The following is a 25921-nucleotide window of genomic DNA, read 5'->3' as shown; positions in this document are numbered from 1 at the left end:
ACTTGAAGTTCCAGATAATTCAGATAAAAATCAACGACTAACAGGCACTTCCTCAGAAGTGTCTTCCACTTGCCGGGGCGACGCATCACCGCATGTCGAAGGCTGCCCCGTCGCAAATTCGGCCGCACGCGCCAGTCTTGCCCGCATATTGTCGTTCGCCGCCGGTCCCGCAGTGGGCACGTGACGTTTCGGGTCCAGGCGCATGCCGGTCACCGCATCGACGACGACCGGCTCGACCACCTTCCCCGTCTCGCGATCGACCAACTGCGCTGCGATGCCTTCCGGCGCAAAATGCCGATTCCCCCACGCCAACAACGCCCACAGCACCGGGCGGAAATCACGCCCTGCGTCGGTGAGCACGTATTCGAAGCGCGGCGGACGGTCGCAATACTGACGTCGCTCGAGCAGTCCTTCCTCGACCAGCGCATTCAGTCGCCGCGTCAACATATTCGGTGCGATGTCCAATCGACGCTGAAAATCGTCGAAGCGCGTAGTGCCGTAACCGGCCTCGCGCAGGATCAGAATGCTCCACCATTCGCCCACACGCTCCAGGCTTCGGGCAATGGGGCACTGCATATCGCGGAAAGTTTTTCGGTGCATAAGGATGCCTCGCATTCAGGGACGCCGCGAACGACATGCCCTGCCTATTAGCATGCAAGCGAGCATAAGCGCGTCGACGCCGGCGGGCAAGCCGCTCTACGCCGATGCCACCTCGAACCTCGGGCCCAATGTCCGAACCGACCGGAGGCGATACTTGCAAATCAATGACTTACCCATTCATTGCGAAGTCATTTCTTTAAAGTGAATTCTGCTGCCGGTGGCTTGCCCGTGCTTCAATGCGCGTCCGCACTCGGTGCTTTCGGCGGGGCGATTTTGCGCATGAACGGCACCATCAACGTCACGCCGAGGAAAATCACCCCCAGTCCGGCGAAGATGTCGCCGTAGGTGATGGTCTGCGCTTCACGCAACGTCAGGAGCCAAAGCTGACGAAGCGCCGCCGTCTGCGCGTCGACGCCGTCGAGCCCCGCGGCGCTCATGCGCGCCCCTACCCCGGCCAGCCACTGCCCGACGGCAGGATTGCCGGCCCCCATGTTTTCCGCGAGCCGGAAGAAATGCAGATTCGTCCGGTCGTTGAGCACCGTTGTACACACGGCAATGCCGATAGCGCCGCCCAGATTTCGCATGAGATTGAACAACCCCGACGCCAGACGCAATCGGGCAGGCGGCAGACTCCCCAGCGTCAGTGTCACGATCGGCGCGACCGCGAACTGCTGCGCCGCGCCACGTAACGCCTGCGGCAACAGCAACTGCGCCGTCCCCCAGTCGTGCGTGATCGGTGCGAACTGCCACATCGACAGCCCGAATCCCCCGATGCCGAACATCATCAGGATGCGCAGATCGACGCGATTCGCAAGCATCGTGTAGAGGGGGATCGACAGCAACTGGAAGACGCCCGTCGAGAAAACGGCCATCCCGATCTCGAACGCCGAGAAACCCCGCACCCGGCCGAGGAACAGCGGGGTGAGATAGATCGTCGCGAAAATCCCGATCCCGGTCGCGAACGAAAAGAAGCATCCGAGCGCGAAATTACGCTGCCTGAGAGCGCGCAAATCGACGATCGGCTGCGAGTACACCAGACTGCGCCAGATGAAGGCCACCCCACACAGCGCCGCCAGCCAGGCGGTGGTGCGAATCGTGTCGTCGCCGAACCAATCCCAGCGCGGCCCTTCTTCCAGCGTGTACTCCAGGCAGCCGAGACTCACCGCCATGAGCACCATGCCGAGATAGTCCGCACCGCGCAGCAGGGAGATATCGGGACGGTCGATGCGCACCATCAGCGGCACCGTGACGGTCACGAAAATACCCGGCACGATGTTGATGAAAAACAGCCAGTGCCAGGAATAGTTGTCGGTGATCCAGCCGCCGATCGTCGGGCCCAATGTCGGCGCGAGCGACGACAACCCGCCGATCACCGCCGCCGCCACCACGCGCTGCGGTCCGCTGAAAAAAGCGAACGCCGTCGTGAACACCAATGGAATCATGGAGCCGCCCAGGAAACCTTGCAGCGCCCGAAACGCAATCATGCTCTGGATGTTCCACGCGGCGCCGCACAGCAGACTGGCCAGCGTGAACCCGGCCGCCGACGCCGCGAAGATCCAGCGCGTCGACATCACGCGCGAGAGCCAGCCCGAGAGCGGAATCACGATGATCTCGGCGATCAGATAGCTCGTCTGCACCCACGCGGTCTCGTCCGCCCCCGCCGACAGGCCACCGCCAATGTCCCTGAGCGACGCCGACACGATCTGGATGTCGAGCAGCGCAATGAACATACCGACGACCATCGTGCCGAATGCAATGATCTTGGCAGGCGTCGACATCGACTCCGCCGAGAAGCCGCCGCCGGCGGGTGGTGGCGCCGCGCGAGGACGCTCGTCGTTCGCCGAATGTGCGGGCTTGTCGCCGGGTGCCCGTTGCGCCCCGGCGGGCAGCGGCTGCGCTGCGCCGACTTGCGCGGCGCTCATCTTGCCGCCACCTTGGTAGCCGACGGCGCGCGGCTGTCGCCCGCGTTGGCGTTGGCGTTGGCGTTGGCATGACGCTCACCGTCGCCGTCGCCTCGGGAGTCGACCTGCGCCGTCACCGACAGCCCCGGGCGCAACGTGCCCAGACGGCCATCCGCCTCATCGAGCAGCACCCGCACCGGCACGCGCTGGACGATCTTGGTGAAGTTGCCCGTCGCATTTTCCGGCGGCAGCACACTGAACTGCGCCCCCGTTGCAGGCGCGAGGCTCGCCACACGGCCGTGAAAGACACGGCCCGGCAGCACGTCGGCCTCGATCTTGACGGGCATGCCGGGGCGCAGGTGCGCCACCTGCCCTTCCTTGAAGTTCGCGTCGACCCACAAGCCGTGCGCAGGCACGACGGCAAGCAGTTGCGTGCCCGCTTGTGCGTAGGCCCCGGCACGAGCGCGGCGATTGCCCACGGTGCCGTCGACCGGGGCACGCAGCACCGTGTACTCGAGATTGAGCTTGGCGATGTCGCGCTCCGCGACCGCCTGCGCCAGCGCCGCCTGCGCCTGCTGTTTTTGCGTGGCGATCACGTCCAGTTGACGCTCGGCCGCCACTGCCCCGGCCTCCGCGCGCTCGCGGTTCGCCACGATCTGCTTGTAATCGGCATCCGCTTTCTGTGCGCTTTGCACCGACACCGCCGCCTTGGCCACGAGATCCTGATAACGCACCTGATCGTCATGCGCCCGGCGCGCGTCCGCCGCCACCGCCACCACGCTCGCGCGCGCCTGCGCAATGACCGCCGCCTGCAATTTGGCCGTCGCATCCAGATTCGCCAGCAACGCCTGTTGCGCGGCGACCGCGCCTTCCGCCTTCGCCAGCGCAGCGCGGTAATCCCGATCGTCCAGACGTACCAGCACGTCGCCTGCGCGCACCGCCTGGTTATCCGTGACCAGCACCTGCGCGATGTATCCCGGCACCTTCGGACCGAGCACCGTGACGTCGCCGCCCACATAGGCATCGTCCGTGGACTCCAGATAGCGCGCGGTCGTCCACCAGTAAGTTCCATAGCCAAGCGCCGCAATCGCCGCAACGACCAGCGCGCCGCGCAAAGCAAGACCGCGCGGGAACGCACGCTTCTCGGAGGGGCCGCCCGGCTGGCTGGCGTTCTGGGCGGGAGTGCTCGGGGATGTCATGTGGGGATCCTTCTTCGCGCTAAGAGTGAAAACAGGGATTATCGAAACTCGCAACGAGGGGTTGCTTTCATAATGGAAGTGAGTATAGAGTTGCAACTATCATATTGCAAGTAACTCATTAAATTCCATGAACACGACCTCGCTGACGATCCCCGGCACGCCTCCTTCGATCCTGCGCAATGCCTTGCTGGCATTCGCGGTCAGCGCATTGTCGGGCTGCGCTGTCGGCCCCGACTACGTCTCACCGAAAGCCGACTTGCCCGCCCGTTTCGAAGGCAGCGCCCGGTTGTCGCAGCGCGATGCCGGCCACGTAGGTGCGACGAAAACCGTCGCACTGGATACGTGGTGGACGAGTTTTCACGACCCCGTGCTCACGGGCATCGTCGAGCAGGCGCTCGCGCAGAATCTGGATTTGCAGGCGGCGATGGCCCGCGTGGCGCAAGCCCGGGCGCAGGCCCGCGAAGCCGGGGCGCAGCGGTTGCCCTCCTTGACGCTCGACGGCAGCGTCACGCGCGAGCACCAGTCGCTGGAAGGCCCCCTGGGCGTGGTGGCGCGCACCGTCCCCGGCTACAACCGCAACATGACGATTTACGACATCGGCGCGGGCGCGAGTTGGGAACTGGACCTGTTCGGCGGCCTGCAACGCTCGGCGCAAGCGGCCGGCGCGCTCGCGCAGGCAGCACAAGCGCAGCGCGACGGCGTGCGTGTGAGCATCGTGGCGGAAGCGGCAGACGCCTATTTCCGTGTGCGTGCGGCGCAACGGCGTCTGGCCATCGCCCAGGATCAGATCGATACCGACGCGCGGCTGATGGAAATCGTGCGTCTGCGCCTGAAAGACGGATTGGCGACAGCGCGTGAGCTGGCGCAGTCCGAGGCCCTGCTGGCGCAGGCTCGCACGACCCTGCCCCCGTTGCGCATCGAGCGGGAGACGCAACTGAACCGGCTCGACGTGCTGATGGGCGCGGCGCCCGGCACCTACGCACGCCGCATGAGCGTCAACACACAGGACGACGACCTGAAAGCCCGCCCGCTGACGATTCCCGCCATTGGCGACGCCAGCGCCCCGGCCGATCTGCTACGCCGACGCCCCGATGTCATCGCCGCGGAGCGCAAGCTGGCGGCGTCGAATGAGCGTATCGGCGCATCGCTCGCGGAGTACTACCCCAAACTGTCGTTGTCCGGCATGCTGGGCTTCGACACGCTGGCCGGCGCACGGGTGCCGAGCGCAGCCACGTTCCAGCCGCTGGCGACGCTGGGCCTGCGCTGGCGTCTATTCGACTTCGGACGCATCGATGCCGAAGTCGAACAAGCGCGCGGCGCAAATGCGCAGGCGCTGGCGGAGTACCGTCTGTCGATGTTGCATGCGACGGAAGATGTGGAAAACGCGATCGTGACGCTCGTGGAACTGGAGCAACAGCGCAAGGATCTGGCCAGCGCGGTAGACGCGCAGACCCGCGCTCGCGACAGCGCTCAGGAGGCCTACACGGGCGGGACCGTCAGTCTGTACGAAGTACTCGACGCCGACCGGCAACTGCTGACGGTGCGCGATGCCGATGCCCGCGCACAGGCCGATAACGCGCGCGCGGCCGTGGCGACCTTCCGGGCGTTAGGCGGCGGCTGGGCGTCCGGCGCACCGGCGTTGGCGCAAACAGACGGCGAGCCGTCAAGTCGTCGTTAATATCGCTATGGATATCGCTATGGTCTCGACGAGGTATCGATAAGGTCTCGACAAGATCCTGGCAATGCCCGGATAACGTCATCGGTGAGGCGCTGACCGGGGCGCTCGCCTCCGACCCCCTGAGTACTGAGCCGCCCGCGAATCCTGTGGACCGTGCTCAGGGCCGACGCGCGCGCCTCAGCACCGAGGTTGACGGCGTGAGTGTGCTGCTGACCCGGCGCCTGAGCCCCGCCGTCGCACCACGCCCCGAAGTGGCCGACGGCGCCGCAGGCGCTGCCAGCATCGACTGATACGTTGCGGTCAGCGCCTCCTGCGCACTCACCTGCTCGCGCAACCGGGCGACGACAACGTCCTGCAAGGCCTTGGCCGAGCGCATTTCATGCTGCGCTTCGGTCATCGCCGCCAGCGCCGCTTCCGCCTGCTCGCATTGACGCTGCGACTGCTTGCGCTCCTGCTGCAACGACTTGATCGACTCGCGCGCCGCGTCCAGTTCCAGCATCAATCGCCGCTCGTTCGCCTCGGCGCGTTCGGCGAGCTTGCCTCGCTCGACGTCCCAATGAGCACGGTGGGCCGCATGCTCCTCTTGCAACGCCTGCATCGCATCGCGCGCGACGGAGACCGCCTGACGCGAAGCGACGGCGTCGGCCTGCGCCTCGATCAGCAAGGCTTCGGCGCGTCGCGCCTGCGCTTCGTCTCTTGCCTGACGGGCGTCGGCCGCCGCCGTCTCTGCGGACGCGATCCGCTCGTGCAACACCGCGCGCGCCTGCTCCAGCGACTCCCGGTCCGCCGCCAGCGCCGCGTCGCGGGCATCGAGCGCAGCACGACGGGTCGCAGCCTCCTCGGCAAGCGCCGCCCGACCTTCCTCGAGCGCCAGCGTCCACAAGTGCAGCGCGGCATGCGCCACAGACGCCGGCATCGCCACGCCCTCCGGCAGGTCGGCAACGCCGTTCACCCCCCCCTGCAAGCGCGCGCCCAACCCCGCGAACCACGCGTCCAGATAAGGGCTGACGGTATTCGGCGAACCTCGCCCCAGTTGCTGGCGAATGCGCTCGATGGTCGGGCGCTGGCCGGCCATCAACAACGTATCGGCCGCCGTCCAGACGTCATGCTCGGAAATCCCCCGCCCACCCTGCCGGGGCGACGGCGTGAGCGTGGCGGATTTCGATGTTGAAGGCGCAGTCATCGCAAAGCACTCCTTGAAGTCGACGGCATTGCCAAATAACTCACGATAATGGAAGATTATCGTTACTTATTTAGCACTAACGTTATATTTACTACATATTACATATGAAATCATATGCCAGGTAAAAAAATCATGTCTCAGGGCACGAAATCGTCGAAATCCAACGGTAGCGGCCTCACGAAAAAGTCGTCAGGGCCCGGACTGCCTGCCCCGCTCAATCCCGAGGGGCTCGACGCCGATGCACGTGCGGCGGCACAGGCCCTCGCCCGCGAGGGCGACTCGGTCAATACGCGTCAGAGTTATCAATCGGCCATGCGCTACTGGATGCGCTGGTACCACCTACGCTATGGCGAGGCGCTCGCCGCCCCCTTGCCGCCGGCAGTGATCGTGCAGTTCGTGGTGGATCATGCGCAGCGACAGAGCCGACACGGGCTGACGACCGAAATGCCGGCCGCGCTCGATGCCGCGCTCGTCGCCCAGGGGGTCAAGGCCCGCCCCGGACCGCCGGCGCTCGCTACGTTGCTGCATCGGCTCAGCGTCATCGCCAAGTTGCACACGTCGCGAGACCTGCCCAATCCCTGCGCAGAGCCTGCCGTGCGCGAATTGGTCACGAAAACGCGTCGGGCATATGCAAAGCGCGGCGTGCGCACGGCCAAAAAAGATGCGCTCACACGAGAACCGCTCCTTGCGCTGCTGGCGACCTGCGACGACTCCCTGCGAGGCAAGCGCGACCGGGCGTTGCTGCTGTTCGCGTGGGCCAGCGGCGGGCGCCGCCGCTCCGAAGTCGTGCGGGCCACATGCGAGAACGTGCGGCGCAGCGGGCCGGCGCATTACGTCTACACGCTGGCATGGTCGAAAACGAACCAGCAGGGCGCGGATCTCCCGGAGAACGAAAAGCCGGTCACGGGCGCCGCAGCCGCCGCACTGACCGATTGGCTCACGGCATCCGGCATCGAAGACGGCCCGATCTTTCGTCGCATCAGACGCGGCGGGCACGTCGGCGAAGCGCTCTCGGAGGCTGCCGTGCGCGACATCGTGCGGGATCGATGCGCCCTCGCCGGTCTCGAGGGCGACTTCTCCGCGCACTCGCTGCGCGCGGGCTTCGTCACCGAGGCCGCCCTTCAGCAGGTGCCCCTGGCCGAGACGATGACGATGACGGGACACACCAGCGTCGCGACCGTCATCGGCTACTTCCGGCGCGCGGATATGCAGCGTTCACGCGCCGCCGACCTGATGGGCGCGGTCGACGAACCGGAAGACGATTCCGCGAACCGACAACCGCACCGGCAGCGCGCCGACGCATGACACATGGCCCTGACGATCTCAGGAGGTCTGGCATAAAGATGCATTTAAGTGGTATCTTTTGTCGCGCCGGGCGTATGCCATAGTGGACATACTGCCTGCGGTGACTGCCGTTGTTCCCCCCATTGAACACTCATAGGTGCAGATCGTCATGTCTAGCTCCAACGCTTCCCCCTCCCGCAATCGCACACTGATCGAACGACTGGGTCTGTTGACGCCGATCATTCAGGCGCCGATGGCAGGCACCTCCACGCCCGCGCTCGCCGCCGCGGTCTCCAATGCCGGCGGGCTCGGCTCGGTCGGTGTGGCGGCCGTGGGCACCGAAGCCGCCCGCAAGGTCATTCACGAGACGCGCGCCCTCACGCGCAAACCGTTCAACGTCAACGTTTTCTGCCACGCCCCCGCCAAACTCGACGCCGCACGCGAGGCCGCCTGGCTCGCCTGGCTCGCGCCGGAGTTCGCCCGCTTCGATGCGACGCCGCCCGCCACGCTCAGCGAGATCTACACGAGCTTCGTCGCTGACGATGCGATGTACGCGATGTTGCTGGAGGAGCGTCCGGCGGTCGTGAGCTTCCATTTCGGATTGCCGTCGCAGGAAAAGATCGACGCCCTGCACGCCGCAGGCATCACGCTGTTCGCGACGGCCACGAATCTGGCGGAGGCCAAAGCCGTCGAAGCCGCCGGGATCGACGCCATCGTCGCGCAGGGCTATGAGGCCGGCGGCCATCGCGGACGCTTCGAGGATCTCGGCGACCGCGTCCCGACAGACGACGAGCAACTCGGCACGCTCGCACTCGTGCGCCTGATCGTCACGCATACGTCGGTGCCGGTAATCGCCGCGGGCGGCATCATGGACGGTGCGGGTATTGCCGCCGTGTTGTCGCTCGGCGCACAGGCGGCTCAGTTGGGCACAGCGTTCATCGCGTGTCCGGAGTCGTCGGCAGATGCGGCCTACCGGGAGCGTCTCACCGGCGCGAACCCGCCGCGTACCGCACTGATCCGCGCCATCTCGGGACGCCCCGCACGCGGCTTCGTCAATCGTCTCTACGCGATCGAACAGACGACGCAACGCCCCGACCTGCCCGCCTATCCGGTCACCTACGATGCCGGCAAGGCGCTCAACGCAGCGGCCAAAGCCAGGGGCAACAGCGATTACGCCGCGCAATGGGCGGGACAGGCCGCACCGCTCGCCCGCGCCATGCCGGCGGCGGAACTCGTCGGTGTGCTGCGGGCGGAATTGCACGAGACGTTCGACGCGCTGCGCGATTTAGCCGCGACCTTCTGAGCGGGGGCCGTCACGATGCCGCGCATCACGCAACGCCTGGGCATGTCCACGCCGATCATTCAGGCGCCGATGGCCGTGGCGTCGACACCGGCGCTGGTCGCCGCCGTGTCCGACGCGGGCGGACTCGGCTCGCTCGCCGTCGGCAACATGGATGCCGCCGCCGCGCGTCACGCCATCCGGCAAACGCGCGCACTGACCCACCGGCCCTTCAACGTCAACGTATTTGCCCACGCACCAGCGCGCGCCGATGCTGCGCGGGAGGCGGCATGGCTCGACTATCTCGCGCCGGCATTCGCGCGCTACGCAGCGTCGCCGCCCGCATCGCTGCGCGAGATCTATCTGAGCTTCGTCGAAGACGTCGCCATGTACGAGATGTTTCTCGAGGAGCGTCCGGCGGTCGTCAGCTTTCATTTCGGTCTGCCGCCACAGGCGTGGATCGATGCTTTGAAAGCGGCCGGCATCCTACTCTTTGCGTCGGCAACGAACGAAGCGGAAGCCGACGCCATCGAAGCCGCAGGGATCGATGCGATCGTCGCCCAGGGTTGGGAAGCCGGCGGTCATCGCGGGCGCTTTCACGACGAAGGCGACCGTGCGCCCAGCGAAGACGAGCAACTCGGCACCTTCGCGCTCGTGCGTCGATTGGCCTCCCGGAGTGCGCTGCCGATCATTGCGACCGGCGGCATCATGGACGGCGCGGGCGTGGCCGCCGTGCTGGCCCTCGGCGCGCAGGCCGCGCAAATGGGTACCGCCTTCCTGGCCTGCCCGGAGTCGAGCGCAGACGCCGCCTACCGCGAGACCCTGCTCAGCGAAGCACCGCCGCGCACGGCGCTCATCCGGGCGATCTCGGGACGGCCGGCGCGCGGGTTCGTCAATCGCTTCTGGGCGTTGGAGCAAGTCCCGGGGCGGCCCGCCATCCCCGATTACCCTATCACGTACGATGCCGGCAAATCGCTCAACGCCGCAGCCAAGGCACACAAGGAGAGCGGCTATGCGGCACAATGGGCCGGTCAGGCTGTCCCGCTTGCACGGGCTATGCCAGCCGCGCAACTCGTCGACGTCCTGACTCGGGAAACGCGCGAGGCGATTGCGAACGCCATCACCGACACTCTCGGTCGGGCATCGTCGCAGCCGCTCGCGCGCGACGATCGCGGGCAGCGCTCCGGAGGTTGACCGGTCTGCCCCTTCCGCCTATCCGCTTCGGAGACACCCAGGCATGTTCAAGGCAATCTTGTTGACGCAGTCCGACGGCGCCACGCTCGCCACCGTGACCGAATTGCAGGACGACACACTGCCCACCGAAGGCGATGTCCTCGTCGCCGTCGACTACTCCACCATCAATTACAAAGACGGTCTGGCCATCACCGGCAAAGCCCCCGTCGTACGCAAATGGCCACTGGTTGCCGGCATCGACGGTGCCGGCACTGTGCTCGAATCGTCGCACCCGGCATGGCGCCCGGGCGACCGCGTGGTGCTCAACGGTTACGGCATGGGCGAAACCCACTGGGGCTGCCTCGCGCAAAAGGCTCGCCTGCGAGGCGACTGGCTTGTGCGCCTACCCGAGCGCTTCACCCCGCGTGACGCCATGATCATCGGCACCGCCGGCTACACGGCCATGCTCTCGGTGATGGCCCTGGAGCGCAGCGGCGTGGCGCCACACCATGGCGATGTGCTCGTCACGGGCGCGTCCGGCGGTGTGGGATCAGTGGCCATCGCGCTGCTCAGCTCGCTCGGCTATCGCGTGGTGGCGTCGACCGGCAAGCTTCACGAGGCCGAGTATCTGCAAGTGCTCGGTGCGGCCGAAGTCATCGACCGCACCGCGCTGTCCGATCCCGGCAAGCCGCTGCAAAAGGAGCGCTGGGCGGCTGTGGTGGATTCGGTGGGCTCGCACACGCTCGCCAACGCCATCGCGCAAGTGCGCTACGGCGGTGTGGCGACGGCCTGCGGTCTCGCGCAAGGCATGGACTTCCCGGCGAACATGGCGCCGTTCATTCTGCGCGGTGTGACGTTGCACGGCATCGATAGCGTGATGGCCCCGCGCGAGTTACGCGAAGAAGCCTGGCAGCGGCTCGCGCGCGATCTGGAGCCGCAGAAGCTCGGCGGTATTTCGCACGATGTCGGTCTGGCGGACGCCATCGGCATCGGTCGACGTATCGTGAACGGCGAGATCCACGGGCGTGTGGTGGTGGATGTCAATCGCTGACGTACTGCATGCCACACGCCGGAAGGACAAAGGGCAGCCAAGCGGCTGCCCTTTGCATTTCATCCGACGCCGACCGGCGCAAGCCTCGCGCCGTCACTCAGTGACTGCCGCCCAGATAGGCCGCCCGCACCTTGTCGTCGTTACGCAAACTCTGCGCCGGACCGTGTACGGAGATACTGCCGTTCTCCAGCACATAGCCGTAGTCCGCAACGGCCAGCGCCGCGGCGGCGAACTGCTCGACCAGCAACATCGTCACGCCTTCGGCCTTCAGGTTGCTGATGATGCGGAAGACCTCGTCGACCAGAATCGGCGCCAGCCCCATCGACGGCTCGTCGAGCAGCACGATATCGGGACGCAGCATGACGGCGCGCGCCATCGCCAGCATTTGCTGCTCGCCACCCGAGAGCGTGCCGGCCAGTTGATTGCGCCGCTCCTTCAAGCGGGGGAACAGGTCCATCGCGCGCTCCAGATCGGCGGCCACGTCGCCGCGCGGCCGGCTGCCGGTCAGCCGTGGGAATGCGCCGAGCCGCAGGTTGTCCGTCACCGACATGGTGGCGAACACGCGACGACCTTCCGGGGAGTGCGCCAGACCGAGTTTTGCGATGCGATGCGAATCGAGCCCGTCGATACGCTTGTCGCCCAGCGTGATTTCGCCCGAGGACGGCTTGATCATGCCTGACACGGCACGCATGGTCGTCGTCTTGCCCGCCCCGTTCGAGCCGATCAGGGTGACGACCTGACCGCCCGGCACGTCGATATCGATGCCGTGCAGCACCTGCACCTTGCCGTAGCCGGCTTGCAGATTACGAATGGAAAGCATAGTGGTTCCGTTGGTTCGTCTGTCCGTCGTGGGGGTCTCAGTGCGTCGTCGACGACCCACCCAGATACGCTTCGATCACCTTCTCGTCGGCCTGAATCTGCGCAGGCAGACCCTCGGCAATCTTCTGCCCGAAGTCCAGCACCGACACGGTCTGGCAGGTGCTCATCACCACGTCCATGTGGTGCTCGATCAGAATCACCGTGATGCCGTGATCGCGAATCTTGCGGATGATGGCGAGCAGTTCCCGAATGTCGGGCGCCGTGAGACCTGCGGCCGGTTCGTCGAGCAACAGCAAGCGCGGATCGAGCGCCAGCGCGCGCGCAATTTCGAGCAGGCGCTGCTTGCCGTACGGCAGGTTGCGCGCTTCTTCGTCGGCCAGCGAGGCCAGCCCCACGAACTCCAGCAATCGCATGGCGCGGGCACGGGCGCCGTCTTCCTCGCGCTTGTATCGTGGCAAGCGCAGGGAAACGTCGATCAACGTCGAGTCGAACGTATGGTGCAGGCCGACCAGCACGTTTTCCAGCGCCGTCATTTCCCCGAAGAGCTGTACGTTCTGGAACGTACGCGCCACGCCCGAGAGCGCGATGTCGGAAGACGTGCGTCCGGCGAGCGACTGCCCAGCGAACTCGATCGTACCCGCCGTGGGGACGTAGATCCCCGTCAGCACGTTCATCATCGTGCTCTTGCCGGAACCGTTCGGGCCGATGAGGCCGTGAATCGTGCCGCGCCTGACCGTCAGATCGACCTGATTGAGCGCCTTGAGCCCATCGAACTGCATCAGCAACTGACGTACTTTGAGCAATTCGTCGGGTCCGCTGGCCGCCGACGCCAATACCGGGTCGTTGCTGCCGGCAGCCGATTCGTCGACCTGCGTGGCCGAGACCGTGAGGGTGCGCCGACGATGCAGAACGCGCGAGCGCAGGAAGCCGATGATGCCGTCCGGCAGGTAGTACACGACGAACAGGATCATCAGACCGAAGATCGTCAGACGCCAGTCGGTGATGCTCTCGCGCCACCAAGTCACCCCGGCAAGCGCGATCGTGCCGATGACCGGCACGGCCGCCTTCGCGAGCGTCGTGCGCCCACGCGCGACCGCCGTAACGGCAGCGACCGTCGTGACGGCGGCAATCAGCGACGCCACGATGCGGAAGATGTGGATATCGTCGAGCAACTGCGGCAGCAACACGATGATCGCCGCCCCCAGCAACGAGCCGCTGCGCGTCTTGCGCCCGCCCATGATGACGGCCAGCAGGAACAGGATCGTCAGCTCGAAGTTGTACGTGTTCGGCGAGATGTACTGCTCGGAATACGCGTAGAGACTGCCTGCGAGACCGGCAAAACCCGCGCTGATCACGAACGCGTATACCTTGTAGCGATACACCGACACGCCCATACAGTCCGACGCCACCGGCGAATCGCGCAGCGCTTCGAACGCACGACCGAGGTGCGACTTCAGAATGCGGTGCGCCACGAGCATGCTCAGCAGCAGCAGCACGGCCACGATCCAGTAGTACTCGGTCTCGTCGATGGGATGGCCGCCGATGACCGGCTTCGTGAGTTTGATGCCCAGCGGCCCGGACGTCAGGAAGTCCATCTCGTTGATGAGAATCTGGATGATGGTGCCGAACGCCAGCGTCACCATGGCCAGATACGGGCCGATCACGCGCAGCGCCGGCAGGGCGAGCACCGCGCCGAACGCCGCCGTCACGAGAATCGCGGCCGGCAGCGCCAGCCACAGCGAGAGCCCGAGCTTGGCGAAAAACACGCCCGCGACATAGGCGCCGATGCCGAACAGGCCTGCGTGGCCGAGCGACACCTGCCCTGTGTAACCCACGACGATGTCCAGCCCGAAGAGCAGGATCGCGTAGATCATGATCGTCTCGATCATGTGGATGTAATACGGATTGCTGACGGCGAGAGGAAAGCCGAACAGCGCGACGATACCGAGCACGGCGGCGAGCTTCGTCGTCACGCCCAGGCCGCCGAGATCGCCGGCCCCGCGGGCAGAGGAGGTCTGTGCGGTCATGGTTACACCTTCTTGATGGCGGTCTTGCCGAACAGGCCCGCCGGCTTCACGGCCAGCACGAGCAGCAGCAGTACGAGACCCGGCACGTCTTTGTAGCCGGTCGAGAGGTAGAACGCGGTCGTGGTCTCGGCCACACCGAGGATCACGCCACCCACGAGCACGCCCATACCGCTCGACAGCCCGCCGATGATCGCCACGGCGAACGCCTTGAGACCGAGCACCGCGCCCATCGTCGCGCCGGTCAGCGTGAGCGGTGCCACGAGCACGCCCGCGAATGCGGCGGCCATCGACGACAGCGCGTACGAAAACGTAATCACCAGACTGGTGTTGATGCCCATGAGCCCCGCAGCGTCGCGATCGTTCGCGGTCGCGACCACGGCCTTGCCGTAGATCGAGCGACGGTTGAAGAACTCCACGGCGGCCATCATGAGCAATGCGCCCACGACGACGAGCAGTTCCATCGGCAGCACGTTCGCGCCCATCAGCTTGAGCGGCGCTTCAGGCAGCGGCGACGGGAACTTGAGATCGTCGCGCCCCCACAGGTTTTCCGCGACGTTCTTGAAGATGATGCCCAGCGCAATCGTGGACATGATCCAGCCGAACTCCGACTTGATGCGTAACGCCGGTTTCACGCCGATGCGCTCGACGAATGCGCCCTGGACAAGACCGAACAGGCAGACGATGGGGATCATCAGCCAGTAGTTCAGCCCGAGGGTGTCGACCAGCGTCAGGCCGACCAGTGCGCCAAGCATCAGCGCTTCGCCCTGGCCAAAGTTCAGGGTGCCGGACGTCGCGAACGTCAGTTGGTAACCGAAGGCGATCACGGCGTAAATCATCCCCAGCGCGATACCGCTGTAGATGAGTTGAATCAGGATGGTCATGCGGTCCTCTCTCGCGAGTGCGAGCCTACGAGCGATGCTCGGGAGGCATTCGATGCGTGCGCCGCACGCCGGTCCCGAGTGCCGGCGGCGGGCAACGGTGGTGTGAAGACAGCGCGCGCGCCCCGCCCCCGTGCCCCCATGTCAGGGGCGCGGAGCGAAGGCGACGCGCGCCGTCGTTCACCCGTCATGGCTGCAAAATGCAGCGCCGGGAGGAGTGAGACTTACTTGGCAGTCGACTTTTCGCGAACCTTGCTGCCCGCCTTGAGATCGGTGTCGTAGGCGTACACGACGCGGCCGCCCTTCACTTCGCCGAACACCGGAATGTTGGCGGTAATGGCGTCGTGATCGTCATGCGTGAACGGACGATCGTAGGTCGTGACCACGCCCTCCACCGGCGTCTTCAGGTCTTCGAGCGCCGCGCGGATCTTCGGGCCTTCCGTGCTGCCTGCCTGCTTGATCGCCGCGGCCAGCAAGTAGATCGAATCGTAGCCCTGCGCTGCCGAGACCGCCGAATCGATGCGGTTGTTCTTCGGCTTGAACATCGCCAGATAGCCGTCGATGAAGGCCTTGCGCTTCGGCGTATTCGGCTCCTGAATGAACGTCTGCGGCATGCGCGCGCCTTCGCCGTTCGCGCCCGAGTTGTCGATGTAGTTCGCCATCGCGAGCGTCCAGCTGCCGATGATCGGCAGCTTCCAGCCGAGCTTGCCCATGCCGTTGGCGATCTGGGCCAGTTCCGGTCCGATACCGTACGTGAGGATCACGTCGGCGCCGGCCTGCTTGGCCTTGAGCAACTGGGCCGTCATGTCGACGTCCTTGATGTTGAACTTCTCGACGGCGACCGGCGTAATGCCCTTGGCCTTGAGCGCTTTTTCCAGGTCCTCACGACCGAGCTGACCGTAGTTGGTCGAGTCGGCGAGAATCGCAGGCTTCTTGAAGCCGCGACGCGTGATGGCTTCTTCCACGATCATCGGCGCCTGAATGCTGTCCTTGGCCGAGTTGCGGAAGACGTAGTTGTCCGGGTACTGAGGCGGCTTGAACTGATCGGTGATGACCGTGCCAGTGGCAACGTTGTTGAACACCGGAATTTTGGCATCCTGATAAAAACGCTGCGACGCCAGCGCCACACCGGTGTTGATGTAACCGACGGTGGCGACCACTTTTTCCTTGTTGATCAGTTCCTGCGCGACCTGCACGCCGCGCTCGTTCTTGGCTTCTTCGTCGCGCTCGACCAGCAAGATCTGACGACCGAGCACGCCACCCGACTTATTGATTTCCGCAGCGGCCAGACGCACGCCGTCGCGCATGGACACGCCCATCGACGACGAGCCGCCGGTGAACGGACCGGACACGCCGATCTTGATCGGATCGGCGGCGATGGCCATCGAGGCGGACAGGGCGAAAGCTACAGCGCCGGCCATGAGCTTGAATCGGAATTGCATAAGGGTCTCCTTCGGTGCGATGCGTTTCGATATGACGCTTTTTGCTGCGATTTTCCTTGGTGTCGCAGGCCCTGCCGTGGATGCGCGATTCACGGGTGTCTCCCCCCGGAAGTCTCCCCGTCGCACCGCCCCGGTCCTTGTAATTCGTGTCGGGGCGATACCGTCAAGCACGCGTCGAACGACCAACCTAGCGCGCCGATTATGTGATCGCTGAGTTTCGCCCGCAAAGGCGGGAATACCCCTACGGAGACGCGGGTTTGCGCCCTGTTAGCGCCATTTGGCGCGGGTTTCCAAGGAGTTTGACGGCACGCGCCCTTGTACGGCGCGTGTCCTGAGAACGGCACGGAGTGCCAAAGAGTTCGACTCGATCGACGGGTCGTAAGGGAGTTGTAAGCGAAGGCGATTATTCGCCGGGCGCGACCACTTCCCGGGTGCCGTTCCGGCCCATCGGCGTGACGAGCCCGGCCGCTTCCATCTGCTCGATGAGGCGCGCGGCACGGTTATAGCCGATGCGCAGTTGCCGCTGCACGGCGGAGATCGACGCTCGGCGGGAATTGAGCACGAACGCGGCGGCTTCGTCGTAGAGCGGATCCGCCTCGGCATCGCCAGCCGATTCGCCGAACAGATCTGTTGTCGCCGCATCCGCAGGGTCTCCCGCGAGAATCGCGTCATCGTAGTCGGGTTCGCCGTACTGCTGCCAGTGCTCCACGACGCGATGCACCTCGTCGTCGGCCACGAAGGCGCCGTGCACCCGCTGCGGATATCCCGTGCCAGGCGGCAGGAACAGCATGTCGCCCTGTCCCAGCAGCGACTCCGCGCCCATCTGGTCGAGAATCGTGCGCGAGTCGATTTTCGACGACACCTGAAACGCGACGCGCGTGGGAATGTTCGCCTTGATCAGGCCGGTGATGACGTCGACGGACGGACGCTGCGTCGCCAGAATCAGGTGAATGCCGGCGGCGCGGGCCTTTTGCGCGAGACGCGCGATCAGTTCTTCGATCTTCTTGCCCGCCACCATCATGAGGTCCGCCAACTCGTCGATCACCACAACGATGAACGGCAGGCGATCCAGCGGTTCGGGCGCGTCCGGCGTGAGCGAGAACGGGTTGCCCACTTTCTCGCCCGCAGCCCGCGCTGCGTCGATCTTCTCGTTGTAACCGGCCAGATTACGCACGCCGAGCGCAGACATCAGGCGATACCGCTTTTCCATCTCGCCGACACACCAGTTCAGCGCGTGAGCGGCTTGCTTCATGTCCGTCACGACCGGTGCGAGCAGATGCGGAATGCCGCCGTAGACGGACAGCTCGAGCATCTTCGGATCGATCATGATGAGACGCACGTCGTCCGGCGTCGCCTTGTACAGCAACGACAGGATCATGGCGTTGACGGCCACGGACTTGCCCGAGCCGGTCGTGCCTGCCACCAGCAAATGCGGCGCGCGCGCGAGATCCGCGACGATCGGCTCGCCGGTAATGTCCTTGCCCATCGCCAGCGCCAGACGCGAGCGATGCGTATCGAACACGGGCGCGGTGAGGATCTCGGACAACCGAATCATCTGACGCTGGGCATTGGGCAGTTCCAGCCCCATGCAGGTCTTGCCGGGGATGGTCTCCACGACGCGAATCGACGTCACACCCAACGCGCGCGCCAGATCCTTCATCAGACCGACGACCTGCGCACCGCGCACGCCAACGGCCGGTTCGACCTCGAAACGGGTGATCACCGGTCCCGCCGACGCGCCCACGACCGTCACCGGCACCTTGAATTCGGCCAGACGCTGCTCGATCAACTGACTAACGGCGGCGAGTGCGTCGGCGGACACGACGTTGGCATGGTCCTGCTGCGTTGCGGGCGAGAGAAGATCCAGCGACGGCAGGTCGTAGTCGATCGCCACGCGCGGCGGCGGCAACTCATAGGGCGTATGCGCAGAGAAATTAGCCGTTTGCGGCGCGTCCGAAGCGGCCATGCCGAAGGACGGCGACGGCGTTGCCGCAACGAACGACGGGATGGCGGGTATCGCCGATGTCGCAGGCGATGCCGGAAGTTGCGCGACGGCAGACGCAGATTCTGATGCAGATTTGGGCGCGACGTCGTGCGGTTGCGGCGTCGGATCGTCGTGCGCAAGCGGCATGCCGTCGGCCCGTGCCCAGGTGCCATCGGCGCGCAAAACGTAATGCGGTTTCGACATCGGCGCAATGTCGTCGTCGACGCTCGGCGACAATGCGGCGGCGGAATCAACGATATCGGAAGCCTCGGAAACGTCGAACGGCGGCGACGCATCCATCGTGTCGAACGGTTCCCGCGACTGCGCCGCCACCCCGTCGGGCGCCTTCACCGGCCCGGCGACCGGCAGGTCGATCCCGCCGACTTCCGGTGAGGCAAGTGGAACAGGCGGGACTGGCTGGACCGGCGGGACCGGCGGGAGTGGCGGGAGTGGCGGGAGTGGCGGGACCGGCATATCGTAAGCCTCGACGCTTGCCAGCACGTCGGCGAACAGGAACCGACGCGGCGGCGCCGAAGACGATGACATCGACGTCGCAGGCACGGTGACGGCAGCCTTCGGCAACAGGACCGTCGGCGGCAAATTCAGCACGTCGGCCGGCGAGAGAGGTGCCGACGAGGTGGACGAGGTGGGCGAGGCGGATGGTGCCGTTGGCGCACGAGGTGCCGCCGCCGGCGTGAGGGTCGTCGGCTCGGCGCAGGCGTCGACGGGCGCCGACTCGCGCGGTGTGGAAACGACGTTCGCCGGATCGCCGTCGACTGTCGCAGCGGCCGCTAGCGACGATGCCGCCGATCGCGCCTCGGAAGCCGGCGCACCGACATTCGCTGTCGCGTCGGCACCGCTCCACTCGCGCAGATCGCGAAGCAGTGCCTCGGCCTCGCTGCGCAATGCCGCCAGTGCATCGAGACGCGCCTGCTCGGCGGCACGCGCCGCTTCCTGCTGCGCAAGCATTTCCGGTGTGGGACCTTCCGGCTCGACTTCCACAGACGTCGGCTCGACATCGTTCACCGACCAATCGATGGGAGAAAACTCGGAGACGTCGGCAGACAGCGGCCTGGCGGCGTCGGCTGCCGACCAGGAGGCGGCGCCTCGCATGACGGGCGCCGTCGCAGGACGCGGGGCAGCCACGTGTGGCGAAGGGAGCGCAGATCCGGCAGATCCGGCACTCGACGTCGTTGGCGATGCCGTCGGTACGGTAGGTGCCGGGGAACGGGAAACCAGCGACGCAGCGGCACCCCCATCGGCATCCATATCCGCATCGGTATCGGTATCGGTATCGGCAAGCGGCGGCTGCGCACCGAGGGCCTGCGCCCGCGGCGCCACCGGCGGCGCGCCACGCGGCGGGATATCTTCCAGTCCCAGTTGCGGTTTGCGGAACGGGCTATGAACGATCGTGCCGCGCAAGTGGGCGGGTGCCATGCCGACAGGTCGACGATATCCCGTCGCCCCCGGAATCGAGGTGGAATTCAGCGGATCAGCCGACGGCGAAGGCGCGGGCGATCCCGGGGTCCTTAATGCGGATGAAGCGGATGACGCGCCCGTCGCGCCCGTCGCCGGCACCGATGCTGCGGGCCGAGCCGCCATCGGCGCGGCACCCGACGATGGCGGCGACGCCGTCATTCGAGGCTCGCGGGACGCCAGCCCCGGCTCGGCGCGCACGAACTCGGTCATTCGCAGCGTGTCGCCGCGACTCGTGCCTGCGGCGTAGGCGCCGCGCGGCAGAACGGGACGCGTTCCTGCCGCAGCACTACCTGCCGCTCCCGCCGCCCCGGCGGAGGCCAGCGTGGCCGCCGCCGCAACGCCGCCTCGCCCGAGCGACGTCCCCTTCCCTGCCGGACGCAGCAAGCCCGCCCCGCCAAACGACGGCTCTGCGCGCGGTGCACCGCGTGTCGTCAACGGCGGCGGCTGCATCGCGTCGAGTCGCGCCCGCTCCTCCTCCGACAATTTCCAGCGCGGCTGCGCGGCAAGTCCACGACGGCGCGGCACGGGCGATTCCGTGAGACTGCCGACGTTGTGATGGCCTTGGCCGAGCGTCGGCGTGAAACCGCCGCGCGCTGCACGGTCACTGCGATCCACAATGTCGAACGACATCTGCGAAAGCCCGCGCACGGGTTCTCGTCTGCCGACATCGGCACGCACATCCCGGGATTCACGTGATTCGCGCGGCTCGAACGATGTCGTATCGTCTTCGTCGTCGGCGGATTTGCCGCGCGAGAACATGCCCCACCACGTGGTGCCGAAAACGAGAGGAAGCGAGAAGATAAGGACGAAACCTGCGACGCCCATTGCGAGCGAGCCGCCCAGCGCGACGTGCAGGCCGTGAGAGAGGGATTGGCCGACGCTGCCGCCAGCCGTATTGCCGTCGCCACCGGTGAGCGCGGCCAGCGTGGCGCTCGACACCATCGCGAGCGGAACGCCAAGCAGCATACGGAGCGTGCCGGGGCCGAAGATTCTTATCTCACCGCCAAGCAGACCCCGTACGCCAGGCCAGCACAACGCCAGCAACCAAAACGTCGACAGTCCGAACCAGCCAAACCCCATAATCGCTCATTGCTTCAGGAAAACCCGGAGAGCGATTGTAGCAGGTAGGTCACAATGCAGCGGGCCTCCCGCACGGACTTTTGCGCACCGGGCGTGGCGGGCGCGATGCTCAGACGTGGCCGTGTGTGCCGGTCGGGCGCAGCGTGTCGGCAGCCTCGGCCGAGAAGCGATCGAGGGCGGCGAGCGGCAGCGCCTCGTCGGGCACCACGAGGCTCAGGTTACGGCGGCGCAACGAGCGCCAGTCGACCTTGGTGAAGATATCCTCGCCCAGGGCACTTTCCCGGGACAGATTCTCGACGCGCACACCACGCGCGCGCAAGACTTCCGACGCATGACGGAACGACGGCTCGATCAGCGTCGCAAACTCGGCATCGAGACGCGTGGGCGCGCGCGTCTGCATCGTCTCGTAAAAGCGTGGCGTGTGCGACGCGTCGCGCAGATCGAGACCGTGCAGGTACATCTCGGTGAAGCCCAGCCATGTCGCCACTTGCAGCGCGAAATACGCCACCGTGCCGCCATGGAAGAATCCGTTGTCGATGTCGAAGCTGAAACCGAGTTCGCTCTCATCGCTGACGAACGATGCGCTGGCCGCGATCCGCAGGTCTGCCCGCAACGCCCGGGTCGTGCGCGCCGCTTCGAGACCTCGCTTGAAAATGTCGTCCACCAGATAGAACCGGCAACCGAAGGCCGACATCGGGAACATTTCGAGCAGACGCGCGAGCACCACCGGCGTGACGAACAACACCAGATCGCGCGCCACGATGCGGCGCGCCAGATCCGGCCGCTGACGCACGAAGCCGGCGTCGAGAATGCAGTAGTAGTCGAATTTGACAGGCGCGACGTGAATCAGCGCAATGGCCCCGTTCACGCCCATGACGTGATGCATCGGCAGCGCCTCGTAATCGATCTCGGCAATCGACGGGCCGCTCGCGATGATGTGGCAAGGCAGGCGTCGCAGCCGTTGCAACTCGGCACGACGCGCGAGCGGCACGTGATGCCCTCGCCAGGTGAATCGTTCGATGGCCCCCATCGCATCGCGCTCGATACGCGCGTGCGGCCAAAGCCGTTCGTTGTGCCGCCACTTCGCCGAATGGCTGTGGCGGTAAACGAGTTTGAGGATAGTCGAAAGCATTGCCGTTGTTTTGGTTAGGTGTTCTGGTTGCGCCGCCTTCATCTTGTGGATGCGCGGTCCTAACCCCGTTACGAATCGCGCGTCGGTCGATTGCCGAGCCTGCGTGAGCCATTTTTCCGCCCTTCCCCTCAGCGTGCGGCGGTGCCCCAGCGTCCATGGAGACCTTGCCCCATCGCGTCGATGCTCAAATTCTGCCATCCGGACTTTGCCCGGGACAAGATTTATTCCAATTGGAAATCTTACGTCGAGTTACCTTTACGCACAGTCCAGAATGAAAGCGCTTGACACGGAAAGCCCCTGTTTATGCGGGTTTTCCAAGCATCACACAGGAAGAAACCGAGACGGAAAGGAAATGTGATGAGAAATGGAGCATTGCGTGAAATACAGACAATGCTGAGTGAAAAACGATGACGGACGTGCGTCCCGCAGCGCGCACCGACCGCGACTGCATGGCAAGCCGCGCTCGGTGCGATGGGAGACGGATGGGAGACAGACGGGAGATGGACGGAGACGATCAGTGCAGCGTCGCGCTTCCGCTGGGATGCGGATAGAAGGACTGCCCGAGTTCGACAAGCAAGGCGCTCAGTTGTGGATCGCGCACGAAGCTCGCAGCCGACTCGGCGGCGAGAATGGCTTCGGGCGTCTGCGGGCGTGCAATCAGGAAGCCCTGCACGTAATCGACGCCCAGCTCGGAGAGCGCTTCGAGCGTCGCGGCGTCTTCCACCCACTCCGCCACGCTGCGAATACCGAGGTTTTTCGCCAGGGCGACGATCGCCTCGACAATCGCCAGATTGGCGGGATGCGCCGCCATGCTCTTGACGAACGCGCCGTCGATCTTGATGGCGTCGACGGCCAGATCCTTGAGATACGAAAACGAACTGAAGCCCGCGCCGAAATCGTCGAGCGCGATGCGCCCGCCCAACTGATGGATGCGATCGACGAAGCGTCGGGTATTGTCGAGATCGTGAAGCGCCACCGTCTCCGTGATTTCGATGCACAGCAGGCCGACCGCGCGTTCATGGGCGGCCAGCGTGGCGAAGATATCTCTCACGAAGTGCTCGTCGTTGAGCGACGCACCGGAGAGATTCACGCAAACGAATCGCGTCTTCGACAGTTGGTCGCGGTGCGCATCGATCCACGTCAGCGTATTCGTCAGCACCCATTTGTCGATCATGCCGATGGTGCCGTTCTCTTCGGCTGCGCTGATGATGCGCGACGCCGGCACGATATTGCCGTCCGAATCGCGCATGCGCAGCAGCACCTCGAAGTTCAGCGAGTCCCCCGGCGCCGCCATCTCCATGATCGGCTGCATTTCGAGGAACAGCGTGTTCGGCGTGAGGCCGGCGTCGAGCGCATCGATAAGACGCAACTCTGCCAGCCGCTCGCGGAACGCCGCCGCCCCGCGTTCGTAGACGACCAGTTCCCTGCGGCTTTTCTTGGCTTCGCGGCAGGCCCGGTCGGCAGACGAAATGGCGTCGGGCACGCGCATGTCCGCCGTCAGTTCGATGACCCCGGCCGACGCCCGCACCTGAAACGCCCGCTCCCCGATCTGATACGGCTCGCCGGCGATGGCGTCGACGAGACGGCGCGCCACGGCCGCCGCTTCCTTGATGGTGGCGTCGCGGAATACGACGATGAACTCGTCGCCTCCGGTACGCCCGACACTCTGCTCCGTCGAGAGCCGTGCGCGCATGCGGTCGCATGCCTGACGCAGCACCTCGTCGCCGGCCGCGTGTCCGAACAGATCGTTGACGAGCTTGAACCGGTCCAGATCCAGATAAGCCAGCGCCGCCGGACGTGCGTCCGACAACGTGCGGATAGCCTCTCCCAACGACTTCTCGATGCCGCGCCGGTTCGAAACCCCGGTGAGCGGATCGTTTTCCGCCAGATAACGCAGTTGCTCCATCGTGCGGGCGCGTTCGGTGATGTCCTGCAACGAACCCTCGATGCGCCCGTCGGAGAAGATCGCCTTGACCAGATAGCGGCTCACCCGCCCGTCATCGCGCGGCAACGACAAAATTTCCAGCTCCGATTCGTCGCTGTGCTGCGCCACGTCGAGCAGCATGCGCCACGTGCTCTGGCCGAAGAACTGGTCCCAGCGGAAGGTGCGTCCCTCGGTGCTGGGAATGCCGAGCATGGTGTGGAGTGCGGCATTGCCGCGCACGAACACGCCCTGATCGTTGAGCGTGAAGAGCCCTACGGGCGTGACATCGTAGGCATTGCGCAATTCGGTCTGGGCTTCGAGCTTGCCCTGATGCTCCAGACGCATCTGCTCGGCGATGGCCAGCGCCGCCATCAGGCTCGAGAAGAGCGCCGCCGTCACGCTATTGAGCGCCGACGACAAGGCACGGGCATTGAACGCCGCCGCGATCACTTCGGAAAACGTCGCGAACAGCACGATGGCGAGCGAGGCGCTGTACCAGACGGCGACCCGTGAGCGCGTCAGCACGAGAATGCGCGCCAGCAGGACCAGCACGATCGCGATGCCCAGCGCAGCGACGGCCCACAGCACGGGAATGAAATGCGCATACGGCAAGGCGATCGCCGCACAGCAAAGCACGACACCGGCCCATTGCAGCACCATCACCATCCACCGCATGCCGATAAGCCGCAGCTCGCGCTTGAACAATTGTGTGAACAGCGAATAGGTCAGCACGTAATAGATCGCGAACGTCGCCTTGCGCACCAGCGCGTCCCAATCCATGGGAATGGCCCGCTCCAGCCATTGCGTGTCCGCGCCCAGCGAGTTCGCCGCGAGCCGCAAGTTGCCGATCAGCCACGCGGCGAACAGCACGTAAAGCCATTCCTTGTTGATGATGGCCGTGACCAGGACAAAAGCCGAGAGCGTGAGCAAACCGCCCTCGAGCAGCCCGTTGCTACGGTGAAATTCTTTCTCCGAGATGCGCAGTTCCGGGGCCGGCCAGGCGACGAGCGTCAGATGCGCCGGGCCGGAGAACGTGCCCTGACAGAGCAGCGTGACCGGCTCGACGAGATGACCGAGGTCGATCGCGAAGCCGGCCTTCGACATGCGAATCGCCCCCGTCACGCCGCTTCGGTCGGCGCGGCCGATGGCCGGACTGTCGGGGCTGCGCCAGCAGGCGAGCGTCTGCGCGTGGCGCGAGGGAAATTCGATGACGGTCCGTTCCTGATCGCCCACGGGCGGCACCGTGAAACGGAACCACACGGGGCCTTCGGACAGATGCGTGCTGAATTGCTGGACGGGCCTGACGCGCTCGAGCGCGCCCTGCGCCATCGGTGGATTGAACGTTGCGGGAAAATCGCCCTGCGCCTGAAACGACAGCGTGGTTGCGCCGCGCACGGCGTACTGGCTTTCCTGGAACATGAGCACAATGCCCGAGAGCAGCATGATTGCTGCGGGCACGGCATACAGGGAGATACTGCGGAAGAGTTCGTCGAGTCGCGCCGTGATGCGCCAACGGCGCCGCGCGCCGGTGAGTTCGTTCAACTCATCGGAGAAATCGTTCGTGTTACGGCCGTGATCGTCACGCTCGTTGCCGAGTTCCCCCGCCATATGACTTTTGTGCCCTTATCTCGTTGGTCGCCCCCGTGGTGAACCCCGGTCGAGGCTCGCACGCAAGCTCGCCTCACCGGCCGGGCCGGCCCTGTCCCGTGCCGCCGTTGTTCCGGCTGGCACGGGCAGGTGTCTCTTGCCCGTCGTACTCGTGACTCCCGTTAGCCCCGTCGTCGCAGTCGCTGCCGATGGCACCCTCT

The 25921-nt window shown here is 65.5% G+C and carries 16 protein-coding genes; 5 read left to right on the top strand and 11 right to left on the bottom strand.

The window, feature by feature from the left end; all coding sequences use genetic code 11:
* Positions 1-30 precede the first annotated feature (30 nt).
* The 3 genes from PAN31108_RS13210 to PAN31108_RS13200 form a co-directional block, all read right to left on the bottom strand.
* The gene (locus PAN31108_RS13210; RefSeq protein WP_150669316.1) at positions 31-600 is read right to left on the bottom strand and encodes a winged helix-turn-helix transcriptional regulator; all 570 of its coding nucleotides are present in this window, start codon (positions 598-600) and stop codon (positions 31-33) included.
* Between the two features lie 233 nt (positions 601-833).
* Positions 834-2378: a DHA2 family efflux MFS transporter permease subunit gene (locus PAN31108_RS13205; RefSeq protein ID WP_246183949.1), complete on the bottom strand. Its 1545-nt coding sequence runs from the start codon at positions 2376-2378 to the stop codon at positions 834-836.
* Between the two features lie 140 nt (positions 2379-2518).
* Positions 2519-3700 carry an HlyD family secretion protein gene (locus PAN31108_RS13200; protein ID WP_150669314.1) on the bottom strand — a complete coding sequence of 394 codons (1182 nt, stop codon included), beginning with the start codon at positions 3698-3700 and terminating at the stop codon, positions 2519-2521.
* Positions 3701-3827: 127 nt separating this feature from the next.
* Here PAN31108_RS13200 and PAN31108_RS13195 point away from each other — a divergent pair, with 127 nt between their 5' ends.
* Positions 3828-5378: an efflux transporter outer membrane subunit gene (locus PAN31108_RS13195; protein WP_150669313.1), complete on the top strand. Its 1551-nt coding sequence runs from the start codon at positions 3828-3830 to the stop codon at positions 5376-5378.
* Between the two features lie 157 nt (positions 5379-5535).
* Here PAN31108_RS13195 and PAN31108_RS13190 read toward each other — a convergent pair whose 3' ends face one another.
* Positions 5536-6561 (bottom strand): DNA-binding protein, encoded by a 1026-nt coding sequence (locus PAN31108_RS13190; RefSeq protein ID WP_150669312.1) that lies wholly within the window; start codon positions 6559-6561, stop codon positions 5536-5538.
* Between the two features lie 132 nt (positions 6562-6693).
* Between PAN31108_RS13190 and PAN31108_RS13185 the strand changes: the two genes are divergently transcribed.
* From PAN31108_RS13185 to acuI, 4 genes are all read left to right on the top strand, one after another.
* Positions 6694-7866: a site-specific integrase gene (locus tag PAN31108_RS13185; RefSeq protein ID WP_150669311.1), complete on the top strand. Its 1173-nt coding sequence runs from the start codon at positions 6694-6696 to the stop codon at positions 7864-7866.
* Positions 7867-8014: 148 nt separating this feature from the next.
* Positions 8015-9148: an NAD(P)H-dependent flavin oxidoreductase gene (locus PAN31108_RS13180; RefSeq protein WP_150669310.1), complete on the top strand. Its 1134-nt coding sequence runs from the start codon at positions 8015-8017 to the stop codon at positions 9146-9148.
* 15 nt (positions 9149-9163) lie between these two features.
* Complete coding sequence (locus PAN31108_RS13175; protein ID WP_150669309.1) at positions 9164-10318, top strand: NAD(P)H-dependent flavin oxidoreductase; 1155 nt, start codon at positions 9164-9166, stop codon at positions 10316-10318.
* A gap of 43 nt (positions 10319-10361) precedes the next feature.
* Positions 10362-11348 (top strand): acrylyl-CoA reductase (NADPH), encoded by a 987-nt coding sequence (gene acuI / locus PAN31108_RS13170; protein WP_150669308.1) that lies wholly within the window; start codon positions 10362-10364, stop codon positions 11346-11348.
* A 97-nt stretch (positions 11349-11445) separates the two neighbouring features.
* On the opposite strand, the gene PAN31108_RS13165 is transcribed toward acuI, so the two are convergent.
* The 7 genes from PAN31108_RS13165 to PAN31108_RS13135 form a co-directional block, all read right to left on the bottom strand.
* Entirely contained in the window at positions 11446-12168 is a 723-nt protein-coding gene (locus PAN31108_RS13165; RefSeq protein ID WP_150669307.1) for an ABC transporter ATP-binding protein, read from the bottom strand.
* Between the two features lie 37 nt (positions 12169-12205).
* Positions 12206-14194, bottom strand: coding sequence for a branched-chain amino acid ABC transporter ATP-binding protein/permease (locus PAN31108_RS13160; RefSeq protein WP_246183940.1), 1989 nt, complete (start codon positions 14192-14194; stop codon positions 12206-12208).
* Positions 14195-14196: 2 nt separating this feature from the next.
* Positions 14197-15075, bottom strand: coding sequence for a branched-chain amino acid ABC transporter permease (locus PAN31108_RS13155; protein ID WP_150669306.1), 879 nt, complete (start codon positions 15073-15075; stop codon positions 14197-14199).
* 221 nt (positions 15076-15296) lie between these two features.
* Complete coding sequence (locus PAN31108_RS13150) at positions 15297-16514, bottom strand: ABC transporter substrate-binding protein (protein ID WP_150669305.1); 1218 nt, start codon at positions 16512-16514, stop codon at positions 15297-15299.
* A gap of 403 nt (positions 16515-16917) precedes the next feature.
* Positions 16918-21057: an FtsK/SpoIIIE family DNA translocase gene (locus PAN31108_RS13145; RefSeq protein WP_150669304.1), complete on the bottom strand. Its 4140-nt coding sequence runs from the start codon at positions 21055-21057 to the stop codon at positions 16918-16920.
* A 109-nt stretch (positions 21058-21166) separates the two neighbouring features.
* Positions 21167-22189 (bottom strand): WaaZ-like lipopolysaccharide core biosynthesis protein, encoded by a 1023-nt coding sequence (locus tag PAN31108_RS13140; protein WP_150669303.1) that lies wholly within the window; start codon positions 22187-22189, stop codon positions 21167-21169.
* A 514-nt stretch (positions 22190-22703) separates the two neighbouring features.
* Complete coding sequence (locus tag PAN31108_RS13135; protein ID WP_150669302.1) at positions 22704-25721, bottom strand: putative bifunctional diguanylate cyclase/phosphodiesterase; 3018 nt, start codon at positions 25719-25721, stop codon at positions 22704-22706.
* Between the last annotated feature and the right edge of the window lie 200 nt (positions 25722-25921).

Origin of the sequence: Pandoraea anhela, from assembly GCF_902459655.1 — a bacterium.
Classification (GTDB): Bacteria; Pseudomonadota; Gammaproteobacteria; order Burkholderiales; family Burkholderiaceae; genus Pandoraea; species Pandoraea anhela.
Note: the sequence above shows the minus strand (reverse complement) of the source record. Positions and strands in the feature narration are given on the sequence as shown.

What these genes read in the sequence shown, in the direction of transcription:
- PAN31108_RS13185 (WP_150669311.1), top strand. Translation starts at nt 6,694, where the DNA reads ATGTCTCAGGGCACGAAATCGTCGAAATCCAACGGTAGCGGCCTCACG.
- acuI (WP_150669308.1), top strand. Translation starts at nt 10,362, where the DNA reads ATGTTCAAGGCAATCTTGTTGACGCAGTCCGACGGCGCCACGCTCGCC.
- PAN31108_RS13200 (WP_150669314.1), bottom strand. Translation starts at nt 3,700, where the DNA reads ATGACATCCCCGAGCACTCCCGCCCAGAACGCCAGCCAGCCGGGCGGC.
- PAN31108_RS13165 (WP_150669307.1), bottom strand. Translation starts at nt 12,168, where the DNA reads ATGCTTTCCATTCGTAATCTGCAAGCCGGCTACGGCAAGGTGCAGGTG.
- PAN31108_RS13145 (WP_150669304.1), bottom strand. Translation starts at nt 21,057, where the DNA reads ATGGGGTTTGGCTGGTTCGGACTGTCGACGTTTTGGTTGCTGGCGTTG.
- PAN31108_RS13175 (WP_150669309.1), top strand. Translation starts at nt 9,164, where the DNA reads ATGCCGCGCATCACGCAACGCCTGGGCATGTCCACGCCGATCATTCAG.
- PAN31108_RS13205 (WP_246183949.1), bottom strand. Translation starts at nt 2,378, where the DNA reads ATGTCGACGCCTGCCAAGATCATTGCATTCGGCACGATGGTCGTCGGT.
- PAN31108_RS13160 (WP_246183940.1), bottom strand. Translation starts at nt 14,194, where the DNA reads ATGACCGCACAGACCTCCTCTGCCCGCGGGGCCGGCGATCTCGGCGGC.
- PAN31108_RS13155 (WP_150669306.1), bottom strand. Translation starts at nt 15,075, where the DNA reads ATGACCATCCTGATTCAACTCATCTACAGCGGTATCGCGCTGGGGATG.
- PAN31108_RS13140 (WP_150669303.1), bottom strand. Translation starts at nt 22,189, where the DNA reads ATGCTTTCGACTATCCTCAAACTCGTTTACCGCCACAGCCATTCGGCG.
- PAN31108_RS13210 (WP_150669316.1), bottom strand. Translation starts at nt 600, where the DNA reads ATGCACCGAAAAACTTTCCGCGATATGCAGTGCCCCATTGCCCGAAGC.
- PAN31108_RS13135 (WP_150669302.1), bottom strand. Translation starts at nt 25,721, where the DNA reads ATGGCGGGGGAACTCGGCAACGAGCGTGACGATCACGGCCGTAACACG.
- PAN31108_RS13150 (WP_150669305.1), bottom strand. Translation starts at nt 16,514, where the DNA reads ATGCAATTCCGATTCAAGCTCATGGCCGGCGCTGTAGCTTTCGCCCTG.
- PAN31108_RS13195 (WP_150669313.1), top strand. Translation starts at nt 3,828, where the DNA reads ATGAACACGACCTCGCTGACGATCCCCGGCACGCCTCCTTCGATCCTG.
- PAN31108_RS13180 (WP_150669310.1), top strand. Translation starts at nt 8,015, where the DNA reads ATGTCTAGCTCCAACGCTTCCCCCTCCCGCAATCGCACACTGATCGAA.
- PAN31108_RS13190 (WP_150669312.1), bottom strand. Translation starts at nt 6,561, where the DNA reads ATGACTGCGCCTTCAACATCGAAATCCGCCACGCTCACGCCGTCGCCC.